Source organism: Streptomyces zhaozhouensis, assembly GCF_900230195.1.
In the GTDB taxonomy this organism is placed as follows: Bacteria; Actinomycetota; Actinomycetes; order Streptomycetales; family Streptomycetaceae; genus Streptomyces; species Streptomyces zhaozhouensis.
This window is the reverse complement of the sequence record NZ_OCNE01000003.1, coordinates 418242-437605: the sequence shown is the minus strand read 5'-3', so window position 1 is coordinate 437605 and position 19364 is coordinate 418242. Positions and strand designations below refer to the sequence as shown.

The window sequence follows — 19364 nt, the reverse complement described above, 5'->3', positions numbered from 1 at the left end:
GCCCCGCCGCCCGGCTCAGCGCCGGGTGGCGGGCCCGACCGGCTGCTCCGGATGCGCCGGGTGCGGCCTGCTGGTGCCGCGCACCGTCACCGTGGTGAGCCGCCCGCCGCTGGTCCTGCCGGCCGCGACGGCCGGCTGGGCGTGCGGCCTGGGGTCCTGGTCGGACAGCGGCGTGACCGGCAGCTCCGGATGGCGGTGGTCGCCGCCGGCGGGCGGTGCCGCGCCGGGAGAGGCGTCGGGCGCCGCCTGGGCGCGGTTCCAACGGCGCAGCACGGCGGTGTCGATCCGGGTGATCAACGGTTCGCTCCACGGCAGCGCCAGCAGGATCAGCAGCCCGGCGGCCCAGCCGAGGAGCACGTCGCTCACCCAGTGGGTGCCCAGGTAGACCGTGGTGGCGCCGACGCCGAGGGCGAAGACGGAGGCGATCACCAGCAGGGTCCGGCGCGCGGTCGGGGTGGTGGCCAGATAGGCCAGAATCCCCCAGGTCACGACGGCGTTGGCGGTGTGGCCCGAGGGAAATATATCGCCGGTCAGCCACATCTCGTTGGAGCCTATGGTGGTCGCGTAGTGCGGTCCCTCGCGGCCCATTCCGATCTTGGCGGCGCCGACCGAGAGGTTGAGCAGAAGCAGCGCGCAGGCCATCACCAGCAGCGGACGCAGCGTCCGCTGGCGCCAGCAGCGCCAGCCCAGCCACGCGGCGATCAGCACCGCCGTCGGGCCGCGCTGGCCCAGGACGACGAAGTAGTCGAGGAACGCGTGGAGTTCCGGCCACTGCTTGTACGGCCGGAAGAGCATCACCTGCCAGTCCAGGCGGACCAGCCAGGTCGTGGTGCAGACCGCCGCCACGATGGCCGCGTAGATGGCCGCCGTGAGCCACAGCAGCCCCAGGCGGGTGCGGCTCATCACAGGAGTCGGCACGTCGGGCGGCCGTGGCTCCTGTTCGAGGCGGGCGAAGAATCGGTCGATGCGCACTCTCGCAAGATTACCGGTCGTGATACGCGACTTCCTCCCGAGGCCCGCCTTCGTAATGGCTATGTGATGTGCCGGGTGATACGGGTGAATCGTCAATTGGCCGGGCTTCACGAATTCCGGCGGCGCCGGATAAGTGTCCGGGCATCTTTTCCGGTACTCGTTCATCTGCTTTTTCGGAGGGGTGTGCGTCGGTGAACGGCGGTCGGTGAACGGAACGGGTGCGGCCGGTGGCCGGGGGGCGCTGCCGTAGGGTGGCTCACCGTCCGCCCTCCCCGCTCGCCCGCGTCCGCGCAGCGCGAGGTTTCCCCCGAGACGGCGAGGGACACCGAAGCGCGGGAGTAGGTGCGTACATGCCCGGGTCGTCCCACCCCGGGGCCGGCGCCGCCGGACGGAACCGCTGGACGGTTCTGGTGGTGCTGTGCGTCAGTCTCTTCCTCGTCGCCGTCGACGCCACGGTGCTCCATGTCGCGGTGCCGGCCCTCACCGAGGACCTGCGGCCCGGCGGCATCGAGCTGCTGTGGATCGTCGACGCCTACCCGTTGGTCTGCGCCTCGCTGCTGATCCTCTTCGGCACGCTGGGCGACCGCGTCGGCCGGCGACGGGTGCTGTTGCTCGGCTACGCCTGCTTCGGCGTCGCCTCGGCGCTCGCGGCGCTCGCGCCGGGGCCGCTGGCGTTGATCCTGGCCCGCGCGCTGCTGGGGGCCGGCGGCGCGATGATCATGCCGGCGACGCTCTCCATCCTGCGCCAGGTCTTCCCCGACCGCCGCGAACGCGCCCTGGCCATCGGCATCTGGAGCGCGGTCGCGGCCGTGGGCGCGGCGATCGGGCCGCTGGTCGGCGGGCTGCTGCTGGAACACTTCTGGTGGGGCTCGGTCTTCCTGGTCAACGTGCCCCTGATGGCGCTCTGCCTGCCGGTCGCGCTCGTGCTGGTCCCCGAGTCGCGCGGCACGGGCGAGGGCCCCTTCGACGTGACGGGCGCGCTCTGCGCCACCGGAGGGCTCTTCGCGGCGATCCTCGCGCTCAAGCGCACCGGCGGCGGCGACCTGGACACGCCCGGCACGCTGCTGGCGGCGCTCGTCGGGGCGCTGCTGCTGACGACCTTCGTCCGCCGGCAACGGGCGGCGCGGCGGCCCCTGTTGGACCTGTCGGCGTTCGCCAGGCCGGCGTTCGGCGCCTCGGCGGGCTGCGTGGTGCTGACCGTGCTGGCGCTGGTCGGGCTGGCCCTGGTGGCGGCCCAGTACCTGCAACTGGTCCTCGGCCTCTCGCCGTTGGAGACCGGGCTGCGGCTGCTGCCGCTGAGCCTGTCGGCGATCTGCGCCGGGCTGCTCGGCTCCCGGATGCTGGTGTGGCTGGGGCCGCGCGCGATGGTCTCCGGGGGGTTCGCGTTGACCGTGGTGGCGGTACTGCTGCTGACCGGCCTCGACGACGTGGACCGGCCGCTGCTGCTGGGCGCCGGGTTCGTGCTGCTGGGCTTCGGCCTGGAGACGACGCTCTTCGGCGCGTACGAGTCGCTCCTCAACGACGCCCCCGCCGGCCAGGCGGGGGAGGCGGCGGCGGTGGGGGAGACCGCCTACCAGTTCGGCGCCGGCGTCGGGATAGCGGTGCTGGGCAGCGTCATGAACGCGCTGTACGGGCCTGCGGTGCGCGGCGCGGACGGCGTCCCGCGGGAGGAGTCGCGGGACGCGGCGCACTCGCTGGGGGAGGCGCTGACGGTGGCCGACCGGCTGGGCGGCCCCGCGGCGGACGCGCTCCGCGCGGCGGCGCGCGACGCGTTCGTGCACGGGATGCGGATGACGCTGCTGACCAGCGCGGCGCTGCTGGTCCTCGGCGCGCTGATGGCCCTGCGGCTCCCGGCCACCGCCCCGGGAGCCGCCCGCCCGCTGGCCTCGGCTGACCGGTCACGCGAGTAGCCCTCGCCGTGCCGCGCCGACCACTTCCGTGACCGCCCCGGCAGGGTCGGGGGGCGGCGCCGGCGGTAACGTCGGCCGCGCCCGCCAGAACCCGCCGTGTGAGAGGCCGCCCGTCATGCCAGAAGCCCCCGCGAGCCGCCCCGTCTTCGACCCCGCCGACCCGCTCGGCGTGGACGACCTGTTGTCGCCCGAGGACCGCGCGGTGCGTGACACCGTGCGCCGTTGGGCGGCCGAGCGGGTGCTGCCGCACGTCGCCGGCTGGTACGAGCGCGGCGCCGTGGACGACCCCCGGGGGCTGGCGCGTGAGCTGGGCGGACTGGGCGCGCTGGGCATGTCGCTGCGGGGCTACGGCTGCGCCGGGGCGTCGGCCGTCCAGTACGGCCTGGTCTGCCTGGAGCTGGAGGCGGCGGACTCCGGTATCCGTTCGCTGGTCTCGGTGCAGGGCTCGCTCGCGATGTACGCGATCCACCGCTTCGGCTCGGAGGAGCAGCGGGAACGGTGGCTGCCCGGCATGGCGGCGGGCGAGCGGATCGGCTGCTTCGCGCTGACCGAACCGGACCACGGCTCCGACCCGGCGGGGATGCGCACCCGTGCCGAACGGGACGGCGACGGCTGGGTGTTGACGGGCCGCAAGATGTGGATCACCAACGGTTCGCTGGCCGACGCCGCCGTCGTGTGGGCCAGGACCGAGGACGGCGTGCGGGGCTTCGTGGTGGAGGCGGGGATCCCGGGGTTCGCGGCGCGGGACATCCCCCACAAGGGGTCCCTGCGCGCCTCCGTCACCAGCGAGCTGACGCTGGACGGGGTGCGGCTGCCGGCCGACGCGGTGCTGCCGGGCGCGCGCGGGCTGCGCGGGCCGTTGAGCTGTCTGGCGCACGCCCGTTACGGCATCGTCTGGGGGGCGCTGGGCGCGGCCCGCAGCTGCCTGGCGGCGGCGCTGGAGTACGCCACCACGCGGGAGCAGTTCGGCAGGCCGCTGGGAGGCTTCCAGCTGACCCAGGCGAAGCTCGCCGACATGGCGCTCGAACTGCACAAGGGGCTGCTGCTCGCGCTCCACCTGGGGCGGCGGATGGACGCCGGGACGCTGCTGCCCGAGCAGGTGAGCTTCGGCAAGCTGAACAACGTGCGGGAGGCGCTGACGATCTGCCGGACGGCCAGGACGATCCTGGGCGCCAACGGGATCTCGTACGCGTACCCCGTGATGCGGCACATGGCGAACCTGGAGTCGGTGCTCACCTACGAGGGCACCAGCGAGATGCACCAGCTGGTGCTCGGCAAGGCGCTGACCGGGCTGGACGCCTTCCGGGGCTGAGGGCGCCGCCGGACGTCCCGCCGGAGGGGCGCCGCCTGCCGGGCGGCGCCCCTCCTCCGCCGTCAGCTCTGGTTGAAGAAGCCGTCGTCGTCGTGCCGGGGCGTCTCGGCGACCACCTGGTAGGTCGCGGGGGTGAGCAGGAAGACGCGGTGGGCGACCCGCTTGATGTCCCCGCGCAGACCGAAGTTGAGCCCGGCCGCGAAGTCGACCACGCGCTTGGCGTCGGCGGTCTCCAGGAGAGTCAGGTTGATCACCACGGGCACGCCGTCGCGGAACAGCTCGCCGATGCGGCGGGCGTCCCTGAAGTTCTCCGGGGTGACCATCGCGATCCGGCTGCCCTCCTCCTCGGCCGCCTCGGCCGCGACCCGCAGCCTCGGGTCGGTGGTCCAGGGGGCCTGGCTGTCCCCGGGCTCCGGGCCCTCGGCGTACTCGTCGTCGTAGTAGCGCATCTCGCTGTCGTCGACGAGGCCCAGCCAGGCGCTGGCCTTCCGTACCGATCCCATGGTCGCCTCCTCTCCTGACGCGGCCTCTACCCGTCCGCCCGTCTATGGTCGTCCATGATGCGCTTGTGGTGCCATGTGGATACCTGGCTGTTATGAGTTTCGTGACGGTTCTGGTGCATTCGGCGTACCGTCCCATCAGCGAATCTGTCGTGTGCGGATGCTGACGGGGAGTGAGTTCCGTTCGGCCCGCCAAACGGGTGAGGGTACCGGACGGCGTGGCCGAAAGGTGTTCTCGACAACGGCGGTTCCTGTGAAGAAGATTCACCCAGCGCTTGTCAGGGTCATGACCTTTGCGTGATCCCGACCACGCCTCACGACCCGACACCCACAGGGTCACCCATTCCTTGACTGGAGGAAGCACGTGAGTTTGAAGCGCACCAACCCTCACAGACGCGGCTCCCGCCTGGGGCTGATCGCCGCCGGGACCGGCCTTCTCGCCGCCGCCGCCTTCGCCCTGCCGGGCACGGCGCAGGCGGAGGAGGTCCGGACCTTCTCCGCGTCGGAGCTCTCCACCGCCGGCGACGCGGTGCTCGCCGCCGACATCGCCGGCACCGCCTGGCTGGTGGACGAGGAGACCAACACCCTGGAGGTCACGGTCGACGAGACCGTCACCGACGCGGAGATCCGGGAGATCACCGAGCAGGCGGGAGACCTCGCCGGTGCCCTCACGATCGAGCGCACCGAGGGGGAGATCACGCGTCTGATCGCGGGCGGGGACGCCATCTACGCGTCCGCGGGCTGGCGCTGCTCCGCCGGCTTCAACGTCAGCATCGGCGGGTCGGCCTACTTCCTGACGGCCGGCCACTGCACGGAGGGTCTGCCGGGCTGGTACGCCAACTCCGGCCTCGGCACCTACATCGGCCCGAGCATCGACGCCAGCTTCCCCGGCGACGACTACGGCCTGGTGCGTTACGACAACTCCTCGGTCCCGCGCCCCGGCGTGGTCAACCTGTACAACGGCACCACCCGGGACATCACCGGCGCGGCCAACGCGACCGTCGGCCTCTCGGTGACCCGCTCCGGCAGCACCACCGGCGTCAGCGGCGGCTCGGTGACCGGGCTCAACGCCACGGTCAACTACGGCGGCGGTGACATCGTCTCCGGTCTCATCCGGACCAACGTCTGCGCCGAGCCCGGCGACAGCGGCGGCCCGCTCTTCTCCGGCAACACCGCCATCGGCCTCACCTCCGGCGGCAACGGCAACTGCTCCGTCGGCGGCACGACCTACTTCCAGCCGGTCGTCGAGGCGCTGAACGACTACGGGGCCAGCATCCTCTAGGCCCCGCGCGCCCGCGCGCCCGCCGCGTCGACACGCGACGGGGGCGAGCTCCGGCCACTGCCCCCGCCCTCACCCGGGTGGGGGCAGTGGTGCGTTCGGGGGGCGCGTGTGAACGCCTCTGTGAGGCGTGTTCGCTCCATGGTGGCCACGGGGAGAGCCGTGACCGGCCCGAGAAGCGATTTCAAGCCAGGTCCAGACCAGCGCATGTGACGGACCGTGCGCCCCTGCACGCCGGTGTGGACCCCCTTGGTCGCCCCAACTGTGCACCTATTGAGGGGGAAATCCGGAGTGTTCCGGGCGGTTTATGCGCGTAACGCGCACCAGTGTGATGATCTGGTCGGGGCAAGAACTTGTTCTTGTGTGACCCAGGGGCTCATGGGAATACTCGCCGGTACCGCTTGGCATGGACGTGGCGGACCAGCATCAGGGTCTGGCCGGGTCCTTGCTACTCCGGAGCGAAAGCTCCAACCCCCACAGGAGGAAAAAAGCGTGACTCATCGACGCACGTCAGCCCGGCGCATCACGGTTGCCGCCACCGGTGTGGCAGCCCTCTTCGTCGGCTCCTTCGCCGTCGCTCAAGCGAGCGCCAGCCCGGCGGACGAAGCCGCGACCCCGAGCGTGCTGACCTCGGCCGAGGCCGGAACGCTCGCGACCACCCTGGTCGAGGAGCTGGGCGACACCGCCGCCGCCGGCACCTACTACGAATCCGACTCCCAGACCCTCGTGGTCAACGTCCTGGACGAGAGCGCGGCGGCCCTCGTCGAGGAGTCCGGCGCCGAGGCCCGGATCGTCGAGAACAGCCAGGAGACCCTCAACGAGGTCATGACCGAGGTCGACACGTTCGCCGTGCCGGGCACCTCGTGGTCCGTGGACCCCGTGAGCAACGCGGTCAAGGTCAAGGTGGACAGCACCGTGTCCGAGGCCGACCTGGCCGACATCCAGGCGGGTGTCAGCGAGCTGGGCGACCTGGCCACCCTGGAGTCGGTGAACGGCGAGTTCCAGCCCTTCGTCGCCGGTGGTGACGCCATCTACAGCTCGGGCGCGCGCTGCTCGGCCGGCTTCAACGTGAACGGTGGTGCGGCGTTCCTCACCGCCGGTCACTGCGGCAGCGTCGGCAGCAGCTGGTCCGACACCTCCGGCGGTTCGCCGATCGGCACCATGACCGCCGGCGAGTTCCCGGGCGCCGACTACGCGCTCGTCGAGTACAGCAGCGGCAGCGGCGCCAGCGAGGTCAACCGCTACGACGGCAGCACCCAGTCCATCAGCGGTGCGGCCGAGGCCGTCGTCGGCCAGTCGGTGGAGCGCTCCGGCAGCACCACCGGTCTGCACGGCGGCTCGGTGACCGGTACCGACGTCGCCGTCAGCTACCCGCAGGGCACGGTCTACGGCACCATCGAGACCGACGTCTGCGCCGAGCCCGGCGACTCGGGCGGCGCGCTGTTCTCCGGCAGCGACGCGGTCGGCCTGACCTCCGGTGGCAGCGGCAACTGCTCCTCCGGTGGCCAGACCTTCTTCTACCCCGTCACGGACGCCCTGGCCGCCACCGGCTCGCAGCTTCCGTAACGGCACCCCTGGCCTGGCCGTCCCCGTGGCGGCCCGGCCAGGGTGAGCGCGATCTCTCCACCCGGACCCCCGGCCGCAACCGCGGCCGGGGGTCCGTGCGTCCTGGAAGTGTGGGATGGGCGGGGCCGGTGTGCCCCACGGGTTCGGGGAGCGCACGTGTTCGGCATCATCAGGCCCTGTCAGCACCGCTTGTCCCGGGGGCTGCGCGAGGAGTGGACGGCCCATCTGTGCGGCCTCTGCCTCGCGCTGCGCGGGACGCACGGCCAGGCGGCCAGGGTCGCCACCAACTACGACGGGCTGCTGGTCTCCGTGCTGCACGACGCCCAGCTGCCCGCGCCGCGCCCCGGCGGGCGGCGCACCGCGGGGCCGTGCCCGCTGCGCGGAATGCGCACCGCCACGGTCGCCGAGGGGGCCGGCGCCCAACTGGCCGCCGCCGTCTCCCTGGTGCTGGCCTCGGCCAAGATCAGGGACCATGTGGCGGACGGCGACGGCGCGTTCCGCCGCCGGCCGCTCGCCGCGGCGGCCACCCGGGTCGCCGGGAGCTGGGACGCGGCCGGTGCCAGGGGCGGCGCCGGCGTCGGCTTCGACACCGGTGTGCTGGTCGAGGCCGTGCGGCGGCAGCAGGCGATCGAGGAACGCACCGCGCTCGGCAGTCCCCTGCTCGCCGTCACCGAGCCCACGGAGACCGCCACCTCCGCCGTCTTCGCCCACACCGCGCGTCTCGCCGGGCGTCCGGAGAACGCGGCGCCGCTGGCCGAGGCCGGCCGGCTCTTCGGCCGGCTCGCCCACCTGCTGGACGCCGTCGAGGACCTGGCGGCCGACCGGGCCGCCGGCCTGTGGAACCCGATCGACGTGACCGCCACCCCCGCCGCCGAGGTCCGCCGGCTCTGCGACGACGCGGTAAGGGGGGTGCGACTGGCCCTGGACGACTGCGAGTTCGACGACGGCAGGCTGGCGCACGCGCTGCTGGTGCACGAGCTGGAGCGGGCGGTGGACCGCGGCTTCGGGACGACGTGCTCCCATCCCGGGGGGCCTCGTCCTCAGGGCTCCCACGCGCCCGGCCCCCACGCGCCCGGCCCGGGGGCTCCGGGCCCCGGCGGCGGCTTCGGCCCGCCGCCGCCCCCGACGGGGAAGCCGCCGCTGATCCGCGGCCGGCTGGCCGGCTGCGCGGTGTGGACCGGGCTGTTCTGCACCTGCCAGGTGTGCTGCCGCTCGGAGTACCGCGAGCCGTGGCGCGGCCGGCGCCGCGAGGGCTGGTGCCACAAGTGCGGCGACTGCTGCGACTGCTGCCGGTGCTGCGACTGCGACGGCTGCTGCTGCGACTGCAACTGCTGAGGGGCGTCGCGCGGCGGTGGACGACACGCCTCCGAGTGGAGTAATGCCCAGGTCGGCGGCCGGGCGCGCGGTGAGATCTTCCCGTTCAGTTCTTCCTCACGAGGGGTAACCCCATGCGTCTTCGCACCGCTGCGGCCGTGACGGCCGTTGCCTGCACCGTCGTTCTCGGCGCCGGCTCGGCCGCCTCCGCCACCGAGCAGCACTCGCCCCGCACGGTCTCCGACCACGGCGACAAGCACGACAAGGGTGACAAGCACGGCAAGGGCGGGCACCACAGCGGTGCCGGTGCCATCGGCTTCGCCGCTGGTTCGCCCGGCGTGCTGTCCGGCAACAACATCCAGGTCCCGATCCACATCCCCGTGAACGTCTGCGGGAACTCGATCAACATCATCGGCCTGCTCAACCCGGCCAGCGGCAACATCTGCGTCAACGCCTGACCCGACGCACCCGCCGTACCGACGTGACGAAGGTGGCCCGCGTCCCCGTTCGTGAGAACGAGGACGCGGGCCACCGCCCGTTTCCGGCCGCGCTCAGCCCAGCTCGGCGGCGACCAGCTCCGCGATCTGCACCGCGTTGAGCGCCGCGCCCTTGCGCAGGTTGTCCCCGGAGACGAAGAGCGAGAGCCCGTTCTCCACCGTCTCGTCCCTGCGCACGCGCCCCACGAAGGAGACGTCGCGGCCCGCCGCCTGGAGCGGGGTCGGGATGTCGGAGAGCGCCACGCCCTCGGCCTCGCCGAGCAGTTCGAGCGCCCGGCGCGGGGTGAGGGGGTGGGCGAAGCGCGCGTTGAGCTGGAGCGAGTGGCCGGTGAAGACGGGGACCCGCACACAGGTGCCGGCCACCGGCAGCCCGGGGATCTCCAGGATCTTGCGGGTCTCGTTGCGGAGCTTCTGCTCCTCGTCGGTCTCCTCCAGGCCGTCGTCCACGATCGAACCGGCCATCGGCAGCACGTTGAACGCGATCGGCCGCACGTACTGCTCGGGAGCGGGGAAGTCGACCGCCGAGCCGTCGAAGGTGAGCGCCGTCGCGTCCTGGGCCAGCGCGGACTTCGCCTGGGTGTGCAGCTCGGCGACGCCGGTCAGACCGCTGCCGGAGACCGCCTGGTAGGTGGTGGCCACCAGCGCGGACAGCTCCGCCTCGCGGTGCAGCGGCCGCAGCACCGGCATGGCCGCCATGGTGGTGCAGTTGGGGTTGGCGATGATGCCCTTGGGGCGCTCCGCGATCGCGTGCGGGTTGACCTCGGAGACGACCAGCGGGACCCCGGGGTCCATCCGCCAGGCCGAGGAGTTGTCGATCACCACGGCGCCGGCGGCGGCAACCTTCTCTGCCAGCGCCTTGGAGGTGGCCTTCCCGGCGGAGAAGAGCGCGATGTCGAGACCGGAGAAGTCGGCCGTGGCCGCGTCCTCGACGGTGATCTCGCCGTCGCCCCACGGGAGGGTGCGACCGGCCGAACGGGCCGAGGCGAAGAGCCGCAGCTGCTCCACCGGGAACTTCCGCTCGGCGAGAATCGCGCGCATCACGCCGCCGACCTGTCCGGTCGCGCCAACGATCCCGATCTTCATGGGGCTCCTTACCTCGGTGCTGGTAGCCGTCTTCCGCCTCCTACCCTGCCCGCTGGATTCCCTGCCAGCCAGTTCTTTGACGCTGGTCACACTCCCGGCCCGTCGCGGTCACCCGGGGAGCCGCCCCCGGCGCGGTCGACGCGGTAGGCACCGGGGGGCGCCCCGTAGCGCTCCCGGAAGACCCGGCTGAAGTGGAACGCGCTGGCGAAGCCGGCGGAGGCCGCCACCCTGGCCACCGAGAGGTCGGTGACCTCCAACAGCCGTGCCGCGTGCCGCAGTCGGGCCTCGCGCAGCGCCCGCATCGGCGGCTGGCCGAGCTGCTCGGCGAACAGGTGCGCCAGCCGGGACGGGGAGAGCGCCACCCGGGCGGCCAGCGACGCCACGGTGTGCGGGGCGCCCGGATCGGCTGCGATCAACGCCGCGACCCGGCGCACCCTGGGGTCCACGCCGTCGCCCGCCACCGGCCCCGCGCCGGGGGCGCGCGCGGTGGAGCCGGCCAGCACCACGACCTCCTCCAGCGCGCCCAGCGCCAGCTCCCTGGCGGCCGAGCCGTGCGCCACCGCCACGGGCCCCGGCGCCTCCGCCGGCCGGGGCGCCGGCCCCGGGGCCTCGCCCGACCAGCGGGCGTCGGCCGCCATCCGCGCGAAGGCGGCGGCGATCCGCCCCCGCGCGAACTCCGGCACGCCGCGCACCGCGTAGAGCCCGCCGCCGGCCGAGCGGTGCGGGCGCAGCCAGCCGGCCCAGGCGGGTCTGGCCTGGCAGTGCACCCACCAGAAGGCCCACCGCTCCGCGCCCTCGTCCACCGCGTATCCGTGGGGCGCCCGGGGGCCGAGGGCGACCAGGTCGCCGGGGCCCGCGGCGGTCTCGTCAGGGCCCTGGCGCAGCCGGCCGGCGCCCGCGACGGTCCAGGTGAAGAGCCAGCTGTCCGCGCCGCGCGGGCGGCCCACCGCGTAGCCGGGCCGCTCGTCGAAGTACCCCACGGTCAGCAGCCCGGGCGGGGGAGCAGCAGCCCCGGGCAGGTCCCCAGCGTTCACGGGCATCCTCCAGGCCGCCGAGCGCGCCTAGCGTCGGAACGGACAACGGGGCGAACGGTCGAGGCGAACAGGTCGCGGGGCACCGCGCCCCGCGTCGAGGTGCGAGCCAAACAGACATCCCCGGCACACGCCACCCCCGTCCGGGACAACCGAAGAAGCCGACGACGGCACCATCGGGAGCGATGAGATGACTACAGCGGAGACCCGCCGAACGGTCGGCGGGGCGGTCGAGGAGACAGAGGGAACCCTGCCGGAGGCGGAGCGGAGGCGCTTCAGGGACCAGGGGTTCCTGGTGCTGCGCGGGCTCTTCGCGCGGGAGGAGATCGAGGAGCTGCGGGCCGAGTTCACGGCGATCGGCGAGGGCGGCCCGGTGCCGGGACACTTCGAGCCGAGGGAGCCGGCCCCCGGCGCGCCCGAGGACCCGCTGGCGCGGCTGCCCCGGGTGATGCACCCGCACCAGATCAGCCAGCTGGCGCTGCGCTGGCTGCTGGACGCCAGGCTGCGCGTGGTGCTGGAGGGGCTGCTGGGGGAGGAGCCGCTGGCGGCGCAGAGCATGTTCTACTACAAGCCGCCCGGCGCCAGGGGACAGGCGTTGCACCAGGACAACTTCTATCTGCGGGTCGAGCCCGGCACCTGCGTGGCGGCCTGGGTGGCCTGCGACCTGATCGACCGCGACAACGGCGGGCTGGAAGTGGTCCCTGGCACTCACGAGATGGACATCTTCTGTCCGGAAGAGGCCGACCCGACGCTCTCCTTCGTGCGGGAGTACGTTCCCCCGCCGCCCGGACTGGCCGCGGTGCCGGTCGACATGGAGCCGGGCGACGTGCTGTTCTTCAACGGCAGCCTGGTCCACGGCTCGCAACCCAACCGCACGGCCGACCGCTTCCGCCGCTCGTTCATCTGCCACTACGTGGGGCGTTCCACGGAGCGGATCGGGACCTGGTACCCGACCATGGCGATGAGCGGAGACCGGGTGCGGCTGCCGGAGAGCGTGGGCGCCGGCCCCTGTGGGACGGAGTTCGACGACGGCGGGCGCGCGCCGCACTGATCGGCGCGTGTCCGACCCCGCACGCCCCCCGGCCGGCCCTGACCCCGGCCGGGGGGACAATGGGGCGCGCGGGGCCGACGGGCCCCGCGGGACGAGAACGACGGGGGTACCGCGGTGGCGGACGGGACGGTGCCGGTGACGGCGGGTGCGCGGCGGCGGCTGGCGCTGGTCGGCGACTGCGCCGACTGCCACGGCCTGTGCTGTGTGGCGCTGCCGTTCGCCGCCTCGGCGGACTTCGCGCGGAGCAAGCCGGCCGGCACCCCGTGCGGCCACCTGGGCGCCGACTCCGGCTGCGGCATCCACGCGCGGCTGCGGGAGTCCGGCTACGCGGGCTGCGCGGTCTTCGACTGCTTCGGCGCCGGTCAGCGGGTCTCCCAGGTCACCTTCGGCGGCCGGGACTGGCGCGGGGACCCGGAGCTGGCCCGCCGGATGTTCGCCGTCTTCCCGGTGCAGCGCCAGCTCCACGAGCTGCTGTGGTACCTGACGGTGGCCCGTTCGCTGCCCGCCGCCGCCCCGTTCGCCGACCGCCTCGACCCGGCGCTGGCCGAGACCGAGCGGCTGGTCGACGCCGACGCGGACGAGCTGCTGGCGCTGGACGTGCCGGCGCACCGCGACGGGGTCAACGCGCTGCTGCTCGCGGTGAGCGAGCGCGCCAGGGCCGGGCTGCCGGCCGCGCGCCGCTACCGCAGGGGCGCCGACCTGGTCGGCGCCCGGCTGCGCCGGGCGGACCTGCGCGGCGCCAATCTGCGGGGCGCGCTGCTGCTCGCGGCCGAGCTCGGTGGGGCCGACCTGCGCGGGGCGGATCTGATCGGGGCCGACCTGCGCGCCGCCGACCTGCGCGGAGCCCGTCTCGACGGCGCGCTCTTCGTCACCCAGGCCCAGCTGAACGCGGCGCGCGGCGACGGCGCGACCACCGTTCCCGAGGGACTGACCCGGCCGGCGCACTGGGCCGGCTAGCCGGGGCGCCGGAACGCGGGAAAGCGAAGGGCCCCGCCCCCGTGGAAACGGGGACGGGGCCCTGGCACGCCGTGGGGCGCGATCAGGCGGGAACGATGTTCTCCGCCTGCGGGCCCTTCTGGCCCTGGGTCACGTCGAAGGTCACCTTCTGGCCCTCGTGCAGCTCACGGAAGCCGGAGCCCGAGATGTTGGAGTAGTGGGCGAACACGTCGGCGCCGCCACCCTCCTGCTCGATGAAGCCGAAGCCCTTTTCGGCGTTGAACCACTTGACGGTGCCTGAAGCCATCCCTGCGTCTCCTTCGGGGGCAGACCCGGAACCGCACCTTGCGGAGCCGGAGTCGCTGTGATGATTTCCCCCTTCCGGAAACAACCGGAAAATGAAAAAAGGTGCTCACCGAACGTAGTAACGGACGGGAAGAGCACCTGAAATTCTTGGGAACCACAACTGCAACTTCCGCCACGGTAGCACAGCGCCCCGGCCCGCGCGCGGCGTTCCCCGTCAGGCGGCGGCCAGCAGGGCGGGCAGCTCCCGCATGTCGTGGAAGACGGTGGTGCCGGGGCCGGCGAGCCAGTCGGCCGGGGTCAGCCCGCCCGCGTAGCCGAAGGCGCGCATCCCGGCGGCGCGGGCGGCGCGCACGCCGTACTGGCTGTCCTCGACCACCGCGCAGCGGGCCGGCGGGACCCCCATCCGCCGCGCCGCGTGGAGGAAGAGGTCGGGCTCCGGCTTGCCGCGCTCCACCTCGCCGGCGCTGAAGATCCTGCCCTCGAACCTGGCGCGCAGCCCGGTGCGCCCCAGGGTGCGGCGCATCTTGTCGTGGCTGCCGCTGGAGGCGATGCAGGACAGCGGTATCGGCAGCGCGTCCAGCGCCTCGGAGACGCCGGCCACCTCGGCCAGTTCGGCGTCGATCACGCGGGCCAGCCGGGCGCGGTACTCCTCGCCCCAGCGGACGGCCAGCTCCGCGCCGAGCCGTTCGGCGATCTGCCGCTCGACCGCGCGCTCGGAGCGGCCGAGGAAGCGGTCGACCACCTCGTCCTCGGTCAGGGGCCAGCCCAGCTCGGCGCCCAGCTCCAGGCAGACCTTCAGGGCCAGCGGCTCGCTGTCCACGAGCACGCCGTCACAGTCGAAGATCACCAGGTCGAACGGGGGTATGGAGGGATTCGCCACCCGGGAAGCCTAGCGCGCGGAGCGTGCGCCCAGGAGCGTGAGAAGCGTCGCACCCGCGGGGGCGCGGAAGCCGGGGTGAGGGGCAACTCGGGGCGTGGCGAGGGGTGTTGTCCGCCCGTCGTTTTTCGGCCAGCGAAGATCGCCGAAAGCCCGGGTGACCTGCGAAGGACATCAATCGTACGTACGTTCGATGGCTGGTTTATGGTGGACCGGAACGGCGGGGGCGACGGGCCGGGAGACGGCCTGGGGGGCGGTGCGCGACGAGAGGCGGTGCGGCGATGGCGGGGTTCACCCATCTCCATGTGGCCTCGGGGTTCTCGCTCCGCTACGGCGCCTCGCACCCCGAGCGGCTGGCCCGGAGGGCCGGGGAGCGGGGGATGGAGGCGGTCGCGCTCACCGATCGCGACACCCTGGCCGGCGCGGTCCGCTTCGCCAAGGGCTGCGCGGCGGCCGGGGTGCGCCCGGTCTACGGCGTCGAGCTGGCCGTCGGCCCGCCCGAGGAGCGCGAGCGCACCGCCACGCAACGTCGCCGCACTCCCGTGCGCGGGGGCGCGTTCACCGACGAGTCGGCGCCCCGGGTGGTGCTGCTGGCCACGGACGGCGCGGCCGGCTGGGCCGAGCTGTGCCGGCTGGTCACCGCGGCCCACGCCGGCGGCGGGGAACGGCCGCTGCTGCCCTGGGCGGAGCTGGCCGCCGGAGGCGGGCGCGGCGTTCTCGCGCTGCTGGGCCCGGACTCCGAGCCCGGGCGCGCGCTGACGGCGGGCCGCCCCGACCGGGCCGTGCGGCTGCTGGCGCCCTGGCGGGAGGTGTTCGGGCCGGCGCTGCGGCTGGAGGTGGTGGCCAGCGGCCCGGAGCGCACCGCGGCCCGCACCCTGGGCCTGGCCGCCGAGACCGGCGTCGTCCCGGTGCTCGGGAACGCCGTCCGCTACGCCGACCCGGGCCAGGGCCCGGTGGCCGACGTGCTGGACTCCGCCCGCCGGCTGGTGCCGGTCGACACGCGCGGCGCGCTGGACAACGGGGAGCGGTGGCTGAAGGACCCGGCCGCGATGGAGCGCGAGGCCGAGCGCGTCGCCCGCGCCGCCGGCTACGGTCCCGACGCCGCGCGCCGGCTGCTGGAGCACACCGCCGAGACCGCGCTCTCCTGCCGGGTCGACCCCGAGGACGACCTGGGCCTCGGCAGCGTCCACTTCCCCGAGCCCGCGCTGGTCGGCGCCGAACGGCGCACCGCCGCCCGGGTGCTGCGCTCCCGCTGCGCCGCCGCGATGACGCTCCGCGGCCACGCGGCGGACCGCGCGCGGTGGGACCGGCTCGACGCCGAGCTGGCGATCGTCGAACGACTCGGCTACGCCTCCTACTTCCTGACCGTCGCCCAGGTGGTGGAGGACGTCCGCGCGCTGGGCATCCGGGTCACCGCGCGGGGCTCGGGAGCGGGGTCGCTGGTCAACCACCTGCTGGGGATCGCCGCCGCCGACCCGGTGGAGCACGGACTGCTGATGGAGCGCTTCCTCTCCCCGCGCCGCCCGGTCCTCCCCGACATCGACGTGGACGTCGAGTCGGCCCGCAGGCTGGAGGCGTACCGGGCCATCTTCGCGCGCTTCGGCGAGGAGCGGGTGGCGACCGTCGCGATGCCGGAGACCTACCGGGTGCGGCACGCGGTGCGGGACGTCGGGCTGGCGCTCGGCGTCGAACCGGCCGAGGTGGACCGGCTGGCCAAGGCGTTCCCGCACATCAGGGCCGGGGACGCGCGCGCCGCGCTGGCCGAGCTGCCCGAGCTGCGCGGGGTGGACGCCGACGCCTACGGGCCCCGGATGTGGGAGCTGGTGGAGGCGCTGGACGGGCTGCCGCGCGGGATGGCGATGCACCCGTGCGGGGTGCTGCTCTCCGACGCCTCGCTGCGCGCCCGCACCCCGGTGGTGCCCACCAGCGGGGAGGGGTTCGCGATGTCCCAGTTCGACAAGGAGGACGTGGAGGACCTCGGGCTGCTCAAGCTCGACGTGCTCGGGGTGCGGATGCAGTCGGCGATGGCGCACGCGGTGGCCGAGACCGAGAGGGCCACCGGCGAGCGGATCGACCTGGACCGGGTGCCCGAGGGCGACCCGGAGACCTACCGGCTGATCCGTTCCACCGAGACCCTGGGCTGCTTCCAGATCGAGTCCCCCGGCCAGCGCGACCTGCTGGGCCGGCTGCAACCCGTGGACTTCCACGACCTGGTGGTCGACATATCGCTCTTTCGGCCGGGCCCCGTCTCCGCGGACATGGTCAACCCGTTCATCGACGCCAAGCACGGCCGGCGCGCGGCCCGTTTCCTCCACCGCGACCTGGAGCCGGTGCTGCGGGAGACCCACGGGGTGGTGGTCTTCCACGAGCAGATCATCGGGGTGATCGCGACCATGACCGGCTGCGACGCCGGACTGGCCGACGAGGCCAGGCGGGCGCTGTCCGACGCGGAGCGCCTGGGCCGGGTCCGGGTCTGGTTCACCGAGCTGGCCGAGCGGCGCGGCTACCCGCCGGAGGTGGTCGCCCGCGCCTGGGAGAGCGTCCAGTCGTTCGGCGCCTACGGCTTCTGCAAGGCGCACGCGGTGGCCTTCGCCGTGCCGACCTACCAGTCGGCCTGGCTCAAGGCCCACCACCCGGCCGCTTTCTACGCCGGGCTGCTGACCCACGACCCCGGGATGTACCCCAAGCGGCTGCTGCTCGCCGACGCCAGGCGGCGCGGGGTGCCGGTGCTGCCGCTCGACGTGAACCGGTCCGACGCGGTCTATCGAATCGAACTGGAGTCTGAATCCGGGGTGTGGGGCGTGCGGCTGGCGCTCGGCGAGGTGAAGGGCATCGCCGAGGAGGAGGCGGCCAGGATCGCGGCGGGCCGCCCGTACGCCTCGCTCCCCGACCTGGTCAACCGCGCCGCGCCCAGCCGCCCGGTCGCCGAACGGCTCGCCACCGTCGGCGCGTTGGACGCCTTCGGCGAGAACCGGCGCGACCTGTTGCTGCACCTGGCCGAGCTGCACCGCCAGCGCCGGGGGCGGCGCCCCGGCGCGCGGCAGCTGCCGCTGGCCGACGCCGCCCGCACCCCGCCGGCCGGCCTGCCCGACCTGGACGGGGGCGAGCGCCTGGACGCCGAGCTGGGCGTGCTCGGCATGGAGACCCAGCGCCATCTGCTCGCCGACCACCGGGCGTTCCTCGACGAGCTGGGGGTGGTCGACGCGCGCCGGCTGCGCGAGGTGGCGCACGGTGAGACGGTGCTGGTGGCCGGCGCCAAGGTCGCCACCCAGACCCCGCCGATCCGCTCGGGGCGGCGGGTGATCTTCGTGACCCTGGACGACACCCACGGCCTGGTCGACCTCGCCTTCTTCGAGGACAGCCACGCCGCCAGCGCCCACACCGTCTTCCACTCCTGGCTGCTGCTGGTGCGCGGCACGGTGCAGCGGCGCGGGCCGCGCACGTTGAGCGTGGTCGGCGAGATCGCCTGGGACCTCGCCGACCTCGCCGACCTCCGCGCCGCCGGTGGCCTGCCCGCGGTCGCCGAGCATCTCGCCCACACCGAGGCGGCGGCGGGTGAACGGGCGGCGGAGGGCGAACGGGAGGCCGCCGAGGCGGAGGTGACCCGGCGGATCGAGCAGCCGGGTGGGCATCCCCTGCACCCCTGGGCCGACCTGCGGCCGGCCGGCGGGTCGGCGAAGACGCCGCGCAAGCTCTGGCACGCCAGCCCCGGGAGCGCGGGATGACCGGACGCGCGGTGCTCCAGGTCCGCTTCCTCGGCCACCGGCCGGAGGAACACCCGGCGCTGGTCGGGCTGTTGGGGGATCTCACCCCCGTGGTGCGCGCCCTGCCGCCGGAGGGCGCGCTCGCCGACGTCGGGGGCGCGTTGCGCTACTTCGGCTCCGACGCCGAGCGGCTGGCGGGGCTGCTGCGGGTGCGCGCGCTGGCGCGGCACGGCGTGGACTGCGCGGTGGGCGTCGCCTCCAACCCGCTGCTGGCCCGGCTGGCCCTGGTCGGCCGCGACGGTCCCGGGGTGTGGGTGGTGCCGGCCGACGCCGGGGGCGTCGCCGCGTTCCTCGCCGAGCTGCCGGTCGACGCGCTGCCGGGGGTGGGCGCCTCGACCGCCCGCGCGCTGGCCGGCTACGGGCTGGGAACGGTGGGCCGGCTGGCCGCCGCGCCGCCCGCCACGCTGCAACGGGTGCTCGGCGCACGCGAGGCGCGCAGGCTGCGCGCGCTGGCCGAGGGGCAGGACCCCACGCCGGTGGTGCCGGGCGCCCCGGAGCCCTCGCTGGCCGTCGAGCACCGCTTCGACCGCGACGAACTCGACGCCGGCCGGCGCCACCGCGCGCTGCTGACCCTCGCCGACGAGCTGGGTTACCGGCTGCGCGGCGCCGGCCAGACCGCCGGCGCGCTGACCCTCACCGTCCGCTACGCCGACCACGCCACCACCACCCGCCGCCGGGGGCTGGCCGAACCGACCGCGCACACCCCGGCGTTGCTCGCCCTCGCCGACGCCCTGCACGACGCGCTCGGGCTGCAACGCGCCCGGGTGCGCGCGGTCGCGCTGCGCGCCGACGGGCTCGCGGCGGCGGAACGCGCCACCCGTCAGCTCTCCCTGGACCCGGCCGACGAGCGCCGCCGCCGCGCCGAGCTGGCCGCCGACCGCGCCAGGCGCCGGTTCGGCGCGCGGGCCGTGGGGCCGGCGGCGCGTACGGTCGCGCTGTGAGTGACGCGTGAAGACTTCTTCACCG

General features: G+C 74.3%; 16 protein-coding genes. 10 read left to right on the top strand and 6 right to left on the bottom strand.

Annotated elements, in window-relative coordinates; translation table 11 throughout:
- Positions 1-15 precede the first annotated feature (15 nt).
- Positions 16-972 (bottom strand): phosphatase PAP2 family protein, encoded by a 957-nt coding sequence (locus CRP51_RS07810; RefSeq protein ID WP_245880432.1) that lies wholly within the window; start codon positions 970-972, stop codon positions 16-18.
- A gap of 350 nt (positions 973-1322) precedes the next feature.
- On the opposite strand from CRP51_RS07810, the gene CRP51_RS07805 reads away from it, so the two are divergent.
- Together CRP51_RS07805 and CRP51_RS07800 are read left to right on the top strand one after the other, a co-directional pair.
- Positions 1323-2882: an MFS transporter gene (locus tag CRP51_RS07805; protein ID WP_097230274.1), complete on the top strand. Its 1560-nt coding sequence runs from the start codon at positions 1323-1325 to the stop codon at positions 2880-2882.
- Positions 2883-2997: 115 nt separating this feature from the next.
- Positions 2998-4194, top strand: a complete 1197-nt coding sequence (locus tag CRP51_RS07800; RefSeq protein ID WP_097230273.1) for an acyl-CoA dehydrogenase family protein — start codon at positions 2998-3000, stop codon at positions 4192-4194.
- Between the two features lie 62 nt (positions 4195-4256).
- Here CRP51_RS07800 and CRP51_RS07795 read toward each other — a convergent pair whose 3' ends face one another.
- Positions 4257-4697, bottom strand: coding sequence for a cell division protein SepF (locus tag CRP51_RS07795; RefSeq protein WP_097230272.1), 441 nt, complete (start codon positions 4695-4697; stop codon positions 4257-4259).
- Positions 4698-5058: 361 nt separating this feature from the next.
- Here CRP51_RS07795 and CRP51_RS07790 point away from each other — a divergent pair, with 361 nt between their 5' ends.
- The 4 genes from CRP51_RS07790 (at position 5059) to CRP51_RS07775 (ending at position 9311) form a co-directional block, all read left to right on the top strand.
- Positions 5059-5976 carry a S1 family peptidase gene (locus tag CRP51_RS07790; protein WP_097230271.1) on the top strand — a complete coding sequence of 306 codons (918 nt, stop codon included), beginning with the start codon at positions 5059-5061 and terminating at the stop codon, positions 5974-5976.
- Positions 5977-6465: 489 nt separating this feature from the next.
- Entirely contained in the window at positions 6466-7539 is a 1074-nt protein-coding gene (locus CRP51_RS07785; RefSeq protein ID WP_097230270.1) for a S1 family peptidase, read from the top strand.
- Positions 7540-7695: 156 nt separating this feature from the next.
- On the top strand, positions 7696-8874 hold the full coding sequence (locus tag CRP51_RS07780) for a DUF5685 family protein (protein WP_097230269.1): 1179 nt from the start codon (positions 7696-7698) through the stop codon (positions 8872-8874).
- Between the two features lie 113 nt (positions 8875-8987).
- Positions 8988-9311, top strand: a complete 324-nt coding sequence (locus tag CRP51_RS07775; protein ID WP_097230268.1) for a chaplin — start codon at positions 8988-8990, stop codon at positions 9309-9311.
- Between the two features lie 93 nt (positions 9312-9404).
- Here the strand turns inward: CRP51_RS07775 and CRP51_RS07770 are convergent, their stop codons facing one another.
- Both CRP51_RS07770 and CRP51_RS07765 read right to left on the bottom strand, forming a co-directional pair.
- Positions 9405-10433, bottom strand: a complete 1029-nt coding sequence (locus CRP51_RS07770; RefSeq protein ID WP_097230267.1) for an aspartate-semialdehyde dehydrogenase — start codon at positions 10431-10433, stop codon at positions 9405-9407.
- An 86-nt stretch (positions 10434-10519) separates the two neighbouring features.
- A complete protein-coding gene (locus CRP51_RS07765; protein ID WP_097230266.1) occupies positions 10520-11473 on the bottom strand; it encodes a helix-turn-helix domain-containing protein in 954 nt (317 codons plus the stop codon).
- Between the two features lie 181 nt (positions 11474-11654).
- Between CRP51_RS07765 and CRP51_RS07760 the strand changes: the two genes are divergently transcribed.
- Positions 11655-12515, top strand: coding sequence for a phytanoyl-CoA dioxygenase family protein (locus CRP51_RS07760; protein ID WP_097230265.1), 861 nt, complete (start codon positions 11655-11657; stop codon positions 12513-12515).
- 114 nt (positions 12516-12629) lie between these two features.
- On the top strand, positions 12630-13472 hold the full coding sequence (locus CRP51_RS07755; protein ID WP_245880431.1) for a pentapeptide repeat-containing protein: 843 nt from the start codon (positions 12630-12632) through the stop codon (positions 13470-13472).
- Between the two features lie 82 nt (positions 13473-13554).
- Here the strand turns inward: CRP51_RS07755 and CRP51_RS07750 are convergent, their stop codons facing one another.
- Both CRP51_RS07750 and CRP51_RS07745 read right to left on the bottom strand, forming a co-directional pair.
- On the bottom strand, positions 13555-13758 hold the full coding sequence (locus CRP51_RS07750; protein ID WP_097230264.1) for a cold-shock protein: 204 nt from the start codon (positions 13756-13758) through the stop codon (positions 13555-13557).
- A 213-nt stretch (positions 13759-13971) separates the two neighbouring features.
- A complete protein-coding gene (locus CRP51_RS07745) occupies positions 13972-14637 on the bottom strand; it encodes an HAD family hydrolase (protein WP_245880430.1) in 666 nt (221 codons plus the stop codon).
- A gap of 278 nt (positions 14638-14915) precedes the next feature.
- Between CRP51_RS07745 and CRP51_RS07740 the strand changes: the two genes are divergently transcribed.
- Positions 14916-18359 (top strand): DNA polymerase III subunit alpha, encoded by a 3444-nt coding sequence (locus CRP51_RS07740; RefSeq protein WP_097230262.1) that lies wholly within the window; start codon positions 14916-14918, stop codon positions 18357-18359.
- A complete protein-coding gene (locus tag CRP51_RS07735; RefSeq protein ID WP_097230261.1) occupies positions 18356-19339 on the top strand; it encodes a DNA polymerase Y family protein in 984 nt (327 codons plus the stop codon). The genes CRP51_RS07740 and CRP51_RS07735 overlap by 4 nt, the downstream gene beginning before the upstream one ends.
- Positions 19340-19364 lie beyond the last annotated feature (25 nt).

Bases quoted from the DNA above. Each gene is read 5' to 3' on its own strand.
- CRP51_RS07805 (WP_097230274.1), top strand. From the start codon at position 1,323: ATGCCCGGGTCGTCCCACCCCGGGGCCGGCGCCGCCGGACGGAACCGC.
- CRP51_RS07800 (WP_097230273.1), top strand. From the start codon at position 2,998: ATGCCAGAAGCCCCCGCGAGCCGCCCCGTCTTCGACCCCGCCGACCCG.
- CRP51_RS07795 (WP_097230272.1), bottom strand. From the start codon at position 4,697: ATGGGATCGGTACGGAAGGCCAGCGCCTGGCTGGGCCTCGTCGACGAC.
- CRP51_RS07775 (WP_097230268.1), top strand. From the start codon at position 8,988: ATGCGTCTTCGCACCGCTGCGGCCGTGACGGCCGTTGCCTGCACCGTC.
- CRP51_RS07770 (WP_097230267.1), bottom strand. From the start codon at position 10,433: ATGAAGATCGGGATCGTTGGCGCGACCGGACAGGTCGGCGGCGTGATG.
- CRP51_RS07765 (WP_097230266.1), bottom strand. From the start codon at position 11,473: ATGCCCGTGAACGCTGGGGACCTGCCCGGGGCTGCTGCTCCCCCGCCC.
- CRP51_RS07760 (WP_097230265.1), top strand. From the start codon at position 11,655: ATGACTACAGCGGAGACCCGCCGAACGGTCGGCGGGGCGGTCGAGGAG.
- CRP51_RS07750 (WP_097230264.1), bottom strand. From the start codon at position 13,758: ATGGCTTCAGGCACCGTCAAGTGGTTCAACGCCGAAAAGGGCTTCGGC.
- CRP51_RS07740 (WP_097230262.1), top strand. From the start codon at position 14,916: ATGGCGGGGTTCACCCATCTCCATGTGGCCTCGGGGTTCTCGCTCCGC.
- CRP51_RS07735 (WP_097230261.1), top strand. From the start codon at position 18,356: ATGACCGGACGCGCGGTGCTCCAGGTCCGCTTCCTCGGCCACCGGCCG.